Source organism: Natrinema sp. 74 (assembly GCF_046097095.1).
In the GTDB taxonomy this organism is placed as follows: Archaea; Halobacteriota; Halobacteria; order Halobacteriales; family Natrialbaceae; genus Natrinema.
Genome location: NZ_CP175698.1, coordinates 2,229,869 through 2,243,343, shown reverse-complemented (window position 1 = coordinate 2,243,343; position 13,475 = coordinate 2,229,869). Strand labels below are relative to the sequence as shown.

12 protein-coding genes are annotated in these 13,475 nt (G+C 66.6%); 8 read left to right on the top strand and 4 right to left on the bottom strand.

Translation table 11 applies throughout. From position 1 onward, the window contains the following. Positions 1 to 20: 20 nt before the first annotated feature. Positions 21 to 344, bottom strand: coding sequence for a hypothetical protein (locus tag ACJ70B_RS11065; RefSeq protein WP_408957043.1), 324 nt, complete (start codon positions 342 to 344; stop codon positions 21 to 23). 178 nt (positions 345 to 522) lie between these two features. Between ACJ70B_RS11065 and ACJ70B_RS11060 the strand changes: the two genes are divergently transcribed. Both ACJ70B_RS11060 and trpB read left to right on the top strand, forming a co-directional pair. Next, entirely contained in the window at positions 523 to 1,137 is a 615-nt protein-coding gene (locus ACJ70B_RS11060; protein WP_408960105.1) for a trimeric intracellular cation channel family protein, read from the top strand. A 96-nt stretch (positions 1,138 to 1,233) separates the two neighbouring features. Next, entirely contained in the window at positions 1,234 to 2,385 is a 1,152-nt protein-coding gene (gene trpB / locus ACJ70B_RS11055) for a tryptophan synthase subunit beta (protein WP_408957042.1), read from the top strand. A gap of 47 nt (positions 2,386 to 2,432) precedes the next feature. Here trpB and ACJ70B_RS11050 read toward each other — a convergent pair whose 3' ends face one another. Next, a complete protein-coding gene (locus tag ACJ70B_RS11050; RefSeq protein ID WP_408957041.1) occupies positions 2,433 to 3,494 on the bottom strand; it encodes a glycosyltransferase family 4 protein in 1,062 nt (353 codons plus the stop codon). A 292-nt stretch (positions 3,495 to 3,786) separates the two neighbouring features. Between ACJ70B_RS11050 and ACJ70B_RS11045 the strand changes: the two genes are divergently transcribed. The 3 genes from ACJ70B_RS11045 (at position 3,787) to ACJ70B_RS11035 (ending at position 7,525) form a co-directional block, all read left to right on the top strand. Next, complete coding sequence (locus ACJ70B_RS11045) at positions 3,787 to 5,691, top strand: S9 family peptidase (RefSeq protein ID WP_408957040.1); 1,905 nt, start codon at positions 3,787 to 3,789, stop codon at positions 5,689 to 5,691. Positions 5,692 to 5,765: 74 nt separating this feature from the next. Continuing rightward, positions 5,766 to 6,707, top strand: a complete 942-nt coding sequence (locus tag ACJ70B_RS11040; protein WP_408957039.1) for an ABC transporter ATP-binding protein — start codon at positions 5,766 to 5,768, stop codon at positions 6,705 to 6,707. Continuing rightward, the gene (locus tag ACJ70B_RS11035) at positions 6,704 to 7,525 is read left to right on the top strand and encodes an ABC transporter permease (RefSeq protein ID WP_408957038.1); all 822 of its coding nucleotides are present in this window, start codon (positions 6,704 to 6,706) and stop codon (positions 7,523 to 7,525) included. Before ACJ70B_RS11040 ends, ACJ70B_RS11035 begins: the two co-directional genes overlap by 4 nt. Before the next feature lie 14 nt (positions 7,526 to 7,539). Here ACJ70B_RS11035 and ACJ70B_RS11030 read toward each other — a convergent pair whose 3' ends face one another. After that, positions 7,540 to 8,601: an NAD(P)-dependent glycerol-1-phosphate dehydrogenase gene (locus tag ACJ70B_RS11030; protein WP_408957037.1), complete on the bottom strand. Its 1,062-nt coding sequence runs from the start codon at positions 8,599 to 8,601 to the stop codon at positions 7,540 to 7,542. A 162-nt stretch (positions 8,602 to 8,763) separates the two neighbouring features. Here ACJ70B_RS11030 and ACJ70B_RS11025 point away from each other — a divergent pair, with 162 nt between their 5' ends. Beyond that, positions 8,764 to 9,837: a peptidase gene (locus ACJ70B_RS11025; protein WP_408957036.1), complete on the top strand. Its 1,074-nt coding sequence runs from the start codon at positions 8,764 to 8,766 to the stop codon at positions 9,835 to 9,837. Here the strand turns inward: ACJ70B_RS11025 and ACJ70B_RS11020 are convergent, their stop codons facing one another. Next, positions 9,838 to 10,827, bottom strand: a complete 990-nt coding sequence (locus ACJ70B_RS11020) for an NAD-dependent epimerase/dehydratase family protein (RefSeq protein WP_408957035.1) — start codon at positions 10,825 to 10,827, stop codon at positions 9,838 to 9,840. A 148-nt stretch (positions 10,828 to 10,975) separates the two neighbouring features. Between ACJ70B_RS11020 and ACJ70B_RS11015 the strand changes: the two genes are divergently transcribed. Together ACJ70B_RS11015 and ACJ70B_RS11010 are read left to right on the top strand one after the other, a co-directional pair. After that, positions 10,976 to 12,361: a PQQ-binding-like beta-propeller repeat protein gene (locus ACJ70B_RS11015; protein WP_408957034.1), complete on the top strand. Its 1,386-nt coding sequence runs from the start codon at positions 10,976 to 10,978 to the stop codon at positions 12,359 to 12,361. Positions 12,362 to 12,418: 57 nt separating this feature from the next. Beyond that, positions 12,419 to 13,423, top strand: coding sequence for an RAD55 family ATPase (locus tag ACJ70B_RS11010; RefSeq protein ID WP_408957033.1), 1,005 nt, complete (start codon positions 12,419 to 12,421; stop codon positions 13,421 to 13,423). Positions 13,424 to 13,475 lie beyond the last annotated feature (52 nt).

Here is a 13,475-nt window from a genome sequence, read left to right as displayed (position 1 = left end):
CTCACACCGCGACCGGCGCGTCATCCGTCGCTCGGTCGCTCGCCGCCGCCTTCCTCGAGGTACTCGAGGCAGTGGTTCCGCGCATCGAGAACGTAGTCGGTCGTCTCGCCCGAGGCCTCGTCGGCCAGTCCGTCGAGTTTGTCTGCGAGTTCGGCGATTCGATCGGCCTTCGGTCCCGGCTCGGGCTGGGTCAGGTGCCCCTCCTGCTCTTCGAACACCCCCGCGGTGATCGAGTTCAACTGCGATTTGACCGTCCGGTCCGCGCTGTCGGTCGCCAGCTGGAGGTGCTCGCGCACCCGCTTCAGGTGTTCGTCGGGGTCGTGGTCGCGCTGTTCGTTCGCCATACCGGCCCTCGCGTACCGGCGCGGGTCAGTGTCGGGCCTGCCGATGACGGTCCGAGGTCGCCCTCGAGTCGCCGTCGTCCGACCGCACGATTCGCAGTACTCAAGGCCTTCGCTTCCATCGCTGACGGTAGTGGTTCGAGACGGTATCGGTGTGTTGCTCGAGGATCCGTTCGCCGTGATGAACACGATCGGACTGGTCGCGTTCGCGCTGGTCGGCGCGACGAAGGCGATCCGCGAGGAGTTCGATCTGTTCGGGGTCGCCGTCGTCGGACTCACGACGGCCTTCGCCGGCGGGGCGACGAGAGATATCCTTATGGGGCGCGTCCCCCTGGCGCTCCGGTCGACGGGTGAAGTGACCCTTGGCGTACTCGGCGTCTGCCTGGCGATCGGGTTGAACGTCGCGCTGGCTCGGCCCGACGAGCATCCGATTACGCAACTCTCCGACGCCGTCGGACTCGCCGCGTTCACCACCGCGGGGGCCATCGTCGCGACCGCCACCGGCACGTCGGGCTTTGGCGTCGTCGCGGTCGCCACGATCAACGCGGTCGGGGGCGGCGCGTTCGCGGACATCCTGTTAAACCGATCGCCGTTCATCCTGCTCGAGGACTTCTACGCCAGCTGTGCGGTCCTAGGCGGGAGCACCTACTGGCTGGCGACCACCGTCGGTGCAACGGGGAGTATCGCCGCCGCGGCGTGTGCCCTCGTGACGATCGGGACCCGACTGGCCGCCGTGACGTACGGGTGGCGGCTACCGACGGCACACCTGCGCGGACCGGCGCGCGACGGGACGTGACGCCGGTGCTACGCGGCACCCGCCGATCTGAACGGCGAGCCACTCGCGGCCAGCGCACAGAACATATTTGGCGGTGAGTGCGCAATCCACCGGCGTATGTCCAACGGAGAGTTCGAAGGATACGGTGGGAGACACGTTCCGGAGCCGCTTCGGGACCCGCTCGAGCAACTGGCGGCCGCGTACGACGACGTCGCAAGCACCGAGGAGTTCCAATCGGAGTTGCGCGGCTTACTCGAGGAGTTTGCGGGCCGACCGAGCCCGCTGTACTACGCGCGCAACCTGAGCGAGCGCTACGGCGCGGAGATCTACCTCAAGCGCGAGGACCTGCTCCACGGCGGCGCACACAAGATCAACAACGCGCTCGGGCAGGCCCTCCTGGCCAAGCGGGCCGGCCGCGAGCGGCTGATCGCCGAGACCGGTGCCGGACAGCACGGCACGGCAACCGCGATGGTCGGCGCGTTGCTCGGCCTCGACACGGAGATCTACATGGGGAAAAAGGATGTCGAGCGCCAGGAGATGAACGTCTTCCGCATGCGGCTGATGGGCGCGGAGGTCAACGAGGTCACCCGCGGTGACGAGGGACTGGCCGACGCCGTCGACGCCGCGCTCGAGGACTTCGCCGAGAACGTCGAGAACACGCATTACCTCGTAGGCAGCGTCGTCGGCCCCGACCCCTTCCCCCGGATGGTCCGGGACTTCCAGAGCGTCATCGGCCGCGAGGCCCGCGAACAGATTCGAGAGCGGACGGGCGGCCTGCCCGACGCCGCGGTCGCCTGCGTCGGCGGCGGCTCGAACGCGATCGGGCTCTTTCACGCCTTCCGCGACGATCCCGTCGACTTCTACGGTGCCGAGGGCGGCGGCGAGGGGGCCGACTCGAGCCGCCACGCCGCCCCGCTCGCGACGGGGACCGACGACGTGATTCACGGGATGAAAACGCGGGTCATCGACGAGGACGTGGAGGTCCACTCCGTCTCCGCGGGGCTCGACTACCCCGGCGTCGGCCCCGAGCACGCCATGTACCGGGCCGTCGGCCGCTGTGAGTACACCGGCGTCACCGACGACGAGGCGCTCGCGGCCTTCCGCGAACTGAGCGAGACGGAGGGGATCATCCCGGCGCTCGAGTCCAGCCACGCGGTCGCCCGCGCGATCGAACTCGCGGAGGCAGGCGAACACGACACCATCCTCGTGAACCTCTCGGGACGGGGCGACAAGGACATGGAAACGGCGGCCGCGAAGTTCGACCTCTAGCGGTCGGTCCCGCACGCTGCCGGAAGCGAGCCGCGGTCGTTCCCGGGCTACAGCAGCCCCTGTTCTTTCTGGACCGTTCGATAGACGTCCAGATACCGATCGGCCACCGACGAGCGGTCGTAGTCGTCGAACCGGTCGTCGTACTCGCGGTGCTCTAAGTCGCCCGCGGCGAGGATGGCCTCGGCTAAGTCGTCCTCGCTGGTGGTCCGGAACCCGCGATCCCAGCCCTCCACGAGTTCGTGGGCGCTTGCGTTCGCGTGGTACTCGACGATGCCGACACAGCCGGCGGCCAGCGCCCACAGCATCTCCGTCGGAAAGACGCAGTGTGCGGCCGTCTGGGCGAAGACGTGTGCTCCGCGGTAGGCCGCGATCCGCTCCTCGAGCGGGAGGCTGCCGGCGAACGTCACTCGGTCCTCGATCCGGAGGTCACGCGCCAGTTGCTCGTATCTGTCCCGTTCGGGACCGTCGCCGACGACCGTCGCGGACCAGTCGCGGTCCCGGAGCTCCGCGAGCGCGAGCAGCAGGCTCTCGAGGTTCGCGCCCTCGTCGAGTCGCCGGGCGTAGATCACGTCGACGTCTTCGCCGGGCTCGACGTCTCGAATCCGGTCGCAGTCGATCGGGTTCGGAACGGTCTCGACGATATCGCCGTCGGCCCCGCGCTCTCGAACCCACGTTCCGACGAGTTCCGAGGGGGCAACGATCCGGTCCGGCCGTCCCGTTGCGAGGCGCGTCCATCGCGTGTCGTCGACGCCGCCGTCGCCGTACCACTCGGCGACCAGCGGCGCACGGGCGAGTGCCGCACCCAAACGCGCGGCCGGAACCTGCTCTGGCGGCCGCGCGTTGGCGTGAATCACGTCCGGGCTCGCGGTCGCGAGGAGAAACGGCAGCCGCAGAAGAAACGAACTCCGGGCTTCGAGACCGCTCGAGACCGCGTGGTACGTGATTCCGTCTCGTTCGACCGTCGTTTCTTCGCCGGCCCAGAAGTCGGCGCAGTAACAGTGCACGTCGTGGCCGCGTTCGGCGAAGAGTTCGAGGATGGTCTGAAACCGCTGGTTCGTCTCGGTATCGCGGTGGTGTGCCGTTTCGAACGAGACGAACGCAACCTGCATCTGCTCGGGAACTGTGAGCGAACGGGTTAAAACCCTACCTGTTTCCGTCGGGTGTGCGTGCCGACCACCGGCGGCGACTCCGTCGCTTCCGCGCCGTCGGCCGTTCCGCCGCTGGCGTCGTCACCGCCGGCAATGCGTTCGGTGTCGGCGCGCTCGTCGATAACGGTCGTGGCCCCGCCATCGCTCGTTGGCCCTCGTTTCCATTATCCTTCCCGTGGCGGCGCGTTCGGCCGTGTTAGCAGCCGATCGGCCGACCGAAACGCCTACCCTCTCGAGCCCGTACGGCTGAGCCATGAGCGGCTACGACATCGAGCGCTATCTCAACGTCCGCAGCGCCTACGGCGCGTCGTTCGGTCCCGACGGCGAACGGCTCTCGTTTCTGATGGACACCACCGGCACCTCGCAGGTCTGGACCCTCGAGGAGCCCCGCGGCTGGCCCGAACAGCGGACCTTCTACGAGGAACGGGTGACCTTCGCCTCGTGGTCGCCCGAGCGCCCGGAGCTGATCTTCGGGATGGATGAGGGTGGCAACGAGCGCGCCCAACTGTTCCGCCTCGACGCTGAGACCGGCGAGATCGAGAACCTGACCGCGATGCCCGACGCGAAACACCGGTGGGGCGGCTGGAGCCACGACGGCGAGCGCTTTGCGTTTACCTCGAACCGCCGCGACGAGTCGGTCTTCGACGTCTACGTGCAGGGTCGCGACGAGACCGGAGACGATGCGGCGCTCGTCTACGAGGGCGACGGCTGGCTTTCCCTCTCTGGCTGGAGCCCCGATGACTCCCGGCTGCTCGTCTCGCAGGCCTACTCCAACTTCGACCAGGACCTGTACGTGCTCGATCTCGAGGCCGACGAGCCGGCCCTCGAGCACCTCACGCCCCACGAGGGCGACGTGCGCTATCAGAGCGCCAGCTGGGCCCCCGACGGCGACGGACTCTATCTCGTCACCGACGAGGGCGACGCCGACACGCTCTACTTGGCGTATTTAGACCTCGAGGGCGGGGCGCGAAGCGCCCCGGAAACTCGAGCGGGGAGCAAAGCGACCCGCGAGAGCGAGCAACTCGAGCCCGTCATCGACGGAGACGGCTGGAACGTCGACGGCGTCGCGGTGGACGACGAGACCGGCCGGTTCGTCTGCTCGCGGAACGTCGAGGGGTACACCGAGTTGACCGTCGGCGAGTTTGACGCCGACGAGCCGACGGCCTACGAGACCTTCCCCGAACCCGATCTGCCGGGCGGGATCTCCGGTGGCGTGAGTTTCGGTCCCGACGCCGAGCGGTTCGCCATCTCGACCAGCGGCGATACGGTCAACACGAACGTCTTCATCGTCGACGTGGAGACGGGCGAAGCCGAGCGATGGACCAGCGCACCGACCGCCGGCATTCCCCCGGAGACGTTCGACGGCTCGGAGCTGGTGAGCGTCGAGAGCTTCGATGAACTCGAGGTTCCCGGCTTTCTGACCCTCCCCGACGACCGCGAGACGGGCGACGACGGAGCCGACGTGGACGGCGGCGACGGCGTCCCGGTCATCGTCGACATCCATGGCGGCCCCGAGAGCCAGCGCCGGCCCTCCTTCTCGAGTGTCAAGCAGTACTTCCTCGATCGAGGCTACGCGTACTTCGAGCCGAACGTCCGGGGCTCGTCGGGCTACGGTGCCGACTACGCAGCACTCGACGATGTGGAAAAGCGGCTGGACTCCGTCGCGGACATCGAGGCCTGCGTCGAGTGGTTGCGGGATCACCCCGCGATCGATCCAGACCGAATCGCGGCCAAGGGCGGCTCCTACGGCGGCTTCATGGTACTGGCCGCGCTGACCGAGTACCCCGACCTCTGGGCGGCCGGCGTCGACGTCGTCGGCATCGCCAACTTCGTCACCTTTCTCGAGAACACCGGCGACTGGCGGCGCGAACTCCGCGAGGCCGAGTACGGCAGTCTCGCCGAGGACCGCGAGTTCTTGGCGGAGATCTCGCCGATCAACAACGTCGAGCGGATTGACGCGCCGCTGTTCGTCCTCCACGGCGAAAACGACCCCCGCGTCCCGGTCGGCGAGGCCGAACAGATCGCCGAGAAGGCCGCCGAACAGGGCGTCCCCGTTCGGAAACTGATCTTCGAGGACGAGGGCCACGGCTTCTCGAAGCTCGAGAACCGCATCGAGGCCTACTCCGCGATCGCGGACTTCCTCGACGAACACGTCTGATCGATCGCGTTCACCGCGGTACGGCCACGAGATTTTACAAAAACTATACATAATAGCGCCATCGAGGACCAAACATGTCTGCTATCCGAACATCTGCTCTCACCAAGCGATACGGTGGGACCGTCCTCGCCGTCGATGACCTCGATTTCACCGTCGAGGACGGCGAGGTGTTCGGCTTCCTCGGCCCGAACGGGGCGGGGAAGTCGACGACGATCAACATGTTACTCGATTTCGTCCGGCCGACGGACGGCACTGCCACGGTCCTCGGACTCGACGCCCAGAGTGACACCGACGAGATCCGCCACCGGATCGGCGTCCTCCCCGAAGGGGCCAGCGTCTACGACCGGCTCACCGCCCGCGAGCACCTCGAGTGGGTCATCGACACGAAGGGGACCGATGACGACCCCGATGACATCCTCGAGCAGGTCGGGCTCACCGGCGACGGCGACCGCCCCGCCAGCGGCTACTCCAAGGGGATGACCCAGCGGCTGGGGTTCGGGATGGCCTTGGTCGGCGATCCGGAGCTGTTGATTCTGGACGAGCCGTCCTCGGGACTCGACCCCACGGGGATGCAGGAGATGCGAGATATCATCCGTGAGGAAGCGGAAAACGGAACAACCGTCTTTTTCTCGAGTCACATCTTAGGCGAGGTCGAGGCCGTCTGCGACCGCATCGGAATCATGAACGAGGGCCGACTCGTCGCGACCGGCACGCCCGACGAGCTACAGGGGGACCTCGATCTTGGCGCACCGATCACGCTCGAGGTCGAGACCGTTCCCGACTCGCTCGGACTCGAGAGCCTCGCGGACGTCCGCTCGGTCACCGTCGAGGGAACGGAGATCACGGCCACCTGCGCCGACCCCTCGGCCAAGGTCGATGTCGTCCGCCACGTCGCCGACGCGACGGCCGTCCGCGACATCGTCTCGGAAGACGTCTCGCTCGAGCAACTGTTCAACACGTACACGAACGGCGGGCGAGCAGACGAGGAGGCGGAGCAGACGGAGGTAGCAGGATGAGCATGCTCGCCGTCGCCAAGAAGGACTTCCTCGACGTCCGGCGGGCCAAGATCGTCTGGTTCGTCGGTGCGTTGTACGCCGCTTTCATGGCGTTGTTGTTCTACTTCGGTCAGAACGGGAGTTCGAATACGAGCGTATTGAACGCGCTCTGGCCACTGACGATCGTCGGCGCGATGTTCATCCCCCTGATCGCGCTGGTGACGGCCTACCTCGCGGTCGCTGGCGAACGCGAATCCGGCGGCATCAAGTATATGCTCTCGATTCCGAACACGCGCCGAGATGTCGTCCTCGGCAAATTCCTCACGCGAACTGCCATCGTCAGCGTGTCGATCGCCGTCGCTTTCCTCCTCAGCGGGGTGCTCGTGCTGCTCTGGTACTCCTCGCCGGAGATGGACACACTCGCGATCATGGCCGTACTGACGGCGCTCTACGCGCTGACCTACGTCGCCGTCGCAATCGGTATCTCCGCCGCGACCGCGTCTCGGTCGCGAGCGATGGGTGGATCCATCGCATTCTTCTTCATTACGAGCGTGTTGAACGTGGTCGGACTGCTTCAGCCCGCTATCGACTACCTCGTCAATGATCTCGCGGGGCTCGACGTGTCCATGTATCAGATCGCGTTCGTCCAGTCGCTGATCAGTCCGACGGCGGCGTACGTCAACTCCACCGGGCTGGCGTTTCCCGACGGCTTCAGGACGATCCCGTCGGACCTCCCGTGGTTCCTCCAGGGCAAGACGATGGTCGTCATTATGCTCGTCTGGCTCGTCGTCCCGCTGGCGCTGGGGATCTGGCAGTTCGAACGCGCCGATCTCGGCTGACGATCCGCTCGAAGTCAGTCGATAACGCCCGTTTTCGTCGCCACGTCTCGAGCCGCCCGCTCGTTCATGCCGTCGCCCAGGATCGTGTAGCGATCGCGGATCTCGTGGCAGGTCGTCAGCGCCTCGATTACCGTCTCGTCATCGATACCGAGTTCGCCGGCGGTCGTCGGCGCGTCGATACTCGCGAGCGCGTCGCGGATGTCCCGCCAGATGCCGTCCTCGCCCTGGTGGAGGTAGGCGGTCATGATCGAACCGACGCCGACCTGATGGCCGTGAAGGGCCGCGCCGGGTGCCAGCCGGTCGAGTTGATGCGAAAAGAGGTGCTCAGCACCGCTGGCCGGCCGCGAAGACCCGGCGATGCTCATCGCAACGCCCGAGGACATCAACGCCTTAGTGACGACCCAGGCCGACTCCTCGAGCCCCGGGCGGATGAGATCCGCGTTGCCCACGAGGATTTCGGCGGTCATCTCCGAGAGCGCGGCGGCGTACTCAGAGTACTCGACGTCTTTGAGCCGCTTGGCGAGTCGCCAGTCCATGACGGCGGTGTAGTTCGAGATGATGTCCGCACAGCCGGCGGTCGTCAGCTCCCACGGTGCCTCGGCGAGGATGCCCGTATCGGCGACGACCGCCAGCGGCGGCTCGGCCGCGACGCTGTGGCGGGAATCCCCGTCCGGGACGGAGCCCCGATTGCTGACGATCCCGTCGTGGCTCGCCGCCGTGGGAACGGAACAAAAGCCCATCTCGAGGTGGTAGCTGGCGAGTTTCGCGATGTCGATGGCCTTGCCACCGCCGATACCGACGAGGTAGGCGACGTTTTCGGCCTCAGCGATCTCGATGACGCGCTCGACGGCGTCGAACGTCGCCTTCTCGACGGTGACGGTCGCGGGCTCGATCCCGGCGGCCTCGAAGTCGGCCGCGATCGGGTCCGCGGCGACCTCGCGGGGCGTCGGGCTCGTGACGAACAGCGGCCGCCCCTGCAGGTGGAGATCGTCGATCACGTCGCGGACCTCGCTGCGAACGCCGTGGCCAACGACGACGTTTCGCGGGAGACGGATCCACGTCGACTTCTCGAACATACTCGGCCTGACACACCCCCGGGACATGTGTTTTTCCTCGTCGGCGCGACAGTCGAGGGGATCGACGATGCGGTCCGAAACGAGAACCGGTCTCGAGGGGCGACGAGTCCAGCTCGATCGGCGGTATTATAATATTTCCAACTGCACCATCCAGATATGATGATGGTGGTCACGCTCTGGCTTGGACTACTTGGCGTGGGCTATGTCGCCGGCCGGCTGTACGGACGATACACGCTTCGGCGGGCCGGAGACGACGCCGGTCGCTCTCGCGGTACGTATCGGCTGCTCGCCGTCGTCGGACTCGCGACGTTCGCCGTCCTCGCGTTCGCAGGTCTCATCGACGCGACCGAGAGCGCCCTCTCGTCCGTCCATCCGGCACTCGCAGGCAGGCTCGCCGCGCCGCTCGTCTGGCTCCCGACGGCGGTCGGAACGATCGTCGCCGTTCTCGTCGCGTATCTCGGCGTCTTTCCGTACGCCCGCAAACGGCACGGTCTCGAGATCAGCGCCGCGACGGCGGTCGGCCGGCTCGCACGGTATCTCACGGCAAGTGCGCTGTTCGTTCTAGGCATCGTCGGCCTCTATACGGCACTCCTCGAGGCTTCGGATCCGAGTCCGGCGTTGATCCCGGTCGTATTCCTCAGTCTCACTACCGGTATCTACGGCTGGATGACGTACCGAATTCGTCTCTCACAGGACATCGAGCCGCTGACGGCCGAGAAGCGACGCCGACTTGAGGGGGCAGCCGACCGTGCCGACCTGACGGCGACGGTCGCCGGCGTGATTCCGGGCCGCGAAACCGAAGTCGCCGGCCTCTACCTTGAGGGGCCGTTCTGGAACCGGCGGATGTACGCTACCGATTACGCGTTCGACGCGTTCGACGATGACGAGCTTTCGGCAGCGTGTGCGCGTGCGAGCGCCGCCGACGAGGGTCGACTGCTGGAACGACAGGCGCTTGTGACGAGTGCACTCTTCGGCCTCCTCGTCACGTGCTACGTCTGGCGGTCGTTCGCGCTCGCGCTGGTCGCCGTCGTGCTAGGCTGGCCACTCGCGGTTCGGTACCTCCAGCGACGAGAATTCGCCGCCGATCGGTGCGCCGCTCACGCCGTCGGAGCGGAAGCGCTCGCCTCGGCCATCGAGACGGGGGCCGATCTGTCCGACGACCGAAGCCGGCTGCAGGAGAGGCTCACGTCGCGGCCGTCGCGGGCGCGCCGCCTCGAGCGGCTTCGAAACCGCTGATCAGAGCGTGTCCAAAATAGCCAACACGCGTTCTTCGGCCGCCCGATCCGGTCCGTTCTCGATGCCGTCGTGGTCGTTCTCTCTGTGGGCCGCGACCGTCCGATCCATCGCCTCGGCGAGTGGCGTCGATTCCCACCCCAGCGCGGCGAGGTTCGCCGTCGAGAGGACGCTCGGATACGTCCGATATAGGGGGAAGTCGTCGAGCGCGAGGTCGCCGGCGGCGAGTTCGCGGGTGCCGGCATGGACGGCCTCGACGGCGGTATCTGCGGAGTCGGCGATCAGGTCGACCAGTTCCTCGAGCGTGGTGAGCCGGCGATCGGCGGCGTTGTAGGCCTCGCCGGCGTCGCCGCGTTCGGCGACGATCCGCAGCGCGCTGGCGACGTCCTCGACGTAGGCGCGGTGGCGGAGGTTCGTCCCATCGCCGGGGATCACGACGCGATCGAAGCGATTCACGCGGTCGATCCACCAGTCCATCCGTTCCGTGTAGTCGTGGGGACCGTAGACGATCGGCGGGCGGACAGCCATCGCGCGGACGCCGTCCTCGGCCGCCGCGACGACGGCGCGGTCGCCCTCGGCCTTCCGGTTGCCGTAGGTCTCGAAGCTATCGTCGGTCGCCTGCTCGGCCGTGCAAGACTCGAGGGGTGTTTCCGCCTCTCGTTTGGGAATCTCCTCGCGGCGATACGCCGCGCTGCTCGAGACGTAGACGTAGGCCTCGCAGTCAGCGAAGATCCGAGTCGCGGCGCGAACGTCCTTCGGGTGGTAGGCGACGCAGTCGAAGACGGCGTCGGGGTCGACCGTCGTCGCGGCCGCCTCGAGGGCCGTGTCGTTCGTCCGATCCCCCTCGACGTGGTCGACGCGGTCGTCGGCCGCGAACGGGTTCTCGCGGTTCCCGCGGGTAAACAGGGTTACGTCGTAGCCGTGCTCGAGCAAGTCGTCGACCAGATGGCGGCCGATAAAGCGCGTCCCGCCGATAACGAGTGCGTTGTCCATAGATGGCCGTCACTGCTCGCAGAGAAAACTGTGGCGGACGGGTACCGCTTCCCCGAGGGCAGTCAGTTTCAGCACCCGGAATAGTTACAATTTCAACAAGAGTGCTAGGAGGCGGATAATAGTACCTCGAGTTGGCGTCATCGTCGGTATGCCAAACTGGCATCGCCGTTCGATACTGGCGACAGGTATAGCGCTTTCGACCAGCGGCGCGTTCACGTCGACCAGCGCGACGACCGAAGAGCGCACAGACGACGTCCCGTTGTCGGTCTCGACCGGCGACCCCGACGGCTGGTCGTCGGAATGGGGTAACGCCGGGAACACCAATTACTACCCACTCGACGACGAGTTCCCAGAGCCCGGCACCGTCGCATGGCGGTACGATCTCCCGAGTTTCGGCACGTGGCATGACGGGACGGTCGCCGTCGTCGATGGTCGGATCTACCTCCTGACCAGCGCCAAGCGGACCGATGCGGGCGTTGCTTACCAAAGCGAACTCCACGCGCTCGATGCCGACGACGGCGAACTCGACTGGAAAACCGAGGTCGAGGCGACCGGTCGGCCGGCGGTCGTAAACGGCTCGGTCTACGTCACTAACAGGGGTCACGTCATAGCGTTCGACACCGAAGACGGCTCGGTTCGGTGGGAGCGGGAGCTGACTACCGGCGAATGGGTCACGAACCCGACGCCGGCCGCCGGAGCGCTCTACGTCGTCGCTGGGGACACGCTCTACGCACTCGACGGTGACGACGGGTCGATACGATGGCAACGCGAAGCAGTCGCGGTGAGAGGGGCAACCGCCGAACCGAGCGATTCCGTGTCGACGTCGTTCGATTCGCAGACGGTCGCCGTCGCGGGCGGGACCGTCTATGCGATAACGGCACCGTGCGACGAGGACAGTTCGGACCCCGTCGCGGGGGAGGGTGGCATCGCCGCCTTAAACGCCATGACGGGCGAAACCGAGTGGGCGATCGTGCCCGAGGGCGGCGTTACAGGCTCTCTCATGGCGACCGAAGCGTTCGTCCTCGCACGGAAACAGATCGACGATACTGAAGAGATCATTCTCGACCCCGATACGGGCGACGTCGTGCAGAGAGACGCAGTAAACACCGTCGCCGCGACGTCTGAGGCTCGAGTCACCCACGATACGTGGTATCCGGGCGATGGACCCCTCAGCGTGCGTCCGTACGGCAGTGGAGCGGCCTGGACCGTTTCCGACGTGCGGTTTCCGGCTCCACTCCTCGTCGGAAAGACCCTGATAGCCTTCCACGACAGTGCAGTTACCGGGTTCGACCTCGAGACCGGGTCAGTGACATGGCGATGGGAGGGCGATCCCCTTCCTCGAGCGTTCGTCGCCGTCGACGAGAACACGCTCTACGCCGGGCACGAGGGGGAACTCGTCGCGTTGCGTCCGGCAGACGACGAGGAAGACGGGCTGGACGAGCAACGCCAATCCGACACCAAGGAGGAGAACAGGGACGACACCGAAGCGGACTGCCCGCGCGAGAGTGCCGAATCCCCTCGAGCAGACCAGTAAGCCCGGTGACGATCAGGGACGGGTTCTATTTAGTCGTCCGTGGAAGGGCGTCTCAGTATGACGGAACAGCTTAATACGGATCACGCGCCCGAGTATCCGCTCGAGTGCGACCACTGTCACTATCCAATTCCCGGCGAGGCCGAGGAGAGCGACGAGGGCCGGTACTGTTCGGTCGCCTGTCGCGAGGCCGCCGCCGACGGCTCGACGATGACCGACCCCCACGCCTACAAGCGGATTGCAACGGGCGTCGAACCGCTCGATTCGCTCGTCCCGAACGGCGTCCCCGCGGACTCGCTCCTGTTGCTCTCGGGCGAGGAGGGGACCCGCCGCACCGAACTCGGCGTCGAACTCGTCTGGCGCGCCCTCGAGCGGGGCGAACCCGCCGTCGTCATCTCCGTTATGAACCCGCCGACCGCGACGCTCGAGCGCTTCTATCAGAACGGCTGGAACGTCCTGCCGGCGCTGGAAAACGACCGTCTGCGAGTCATCGACTGTTTCACCTCGCGGCTCGACGACCGCGACGAGTTCAGAGCGCAGCGAAACGAGTGGACCGAATTCGTCGGCGAAGCCGCCGAAGACGCGGTCGTCGAGGTCCGCGATCCGACCGACCGTCGCGAGATGACACACAGTCTGCGGGGCGCACTCGACGACCTCGAGATGACCGAGACCGGCCTCGTGACGATCGATTCGCTGGACGAACTCGAGTCGTTGCTCCAGCGACAGACGGCCCGCGACCTCCTTACGGACCTGCGAGCGACGGTCTGCAAGGCGCGATTCGTTCCGATCATCGCCGGCACAGCGTCGACCGGCGAGGACGACGCGCCCGCCGCCGAATACGTCTTCGACGGGATAATCGATCTGCGGCTGACGGATCGGCTCGCGCCGGACGCACGGCTCAAACGGCTCGCCGTTCGTAAGTTGGTCGGTGCGCAGTTCCTCCCGCAGTGGGTGACCTACGAGTACGAACCCGCTCGCGGGCTGTTCGCGTTCGGTCCGGACACTGACGTGCGACAGCGCTACGAGGTCGGAAACGGACCGCTCCAGCCGAATCGGAACCGGTAACGGAGCGCGACCGTGGTCCAGTTCGGTGGCCCGCCGGACGCGAGCGTCTTGA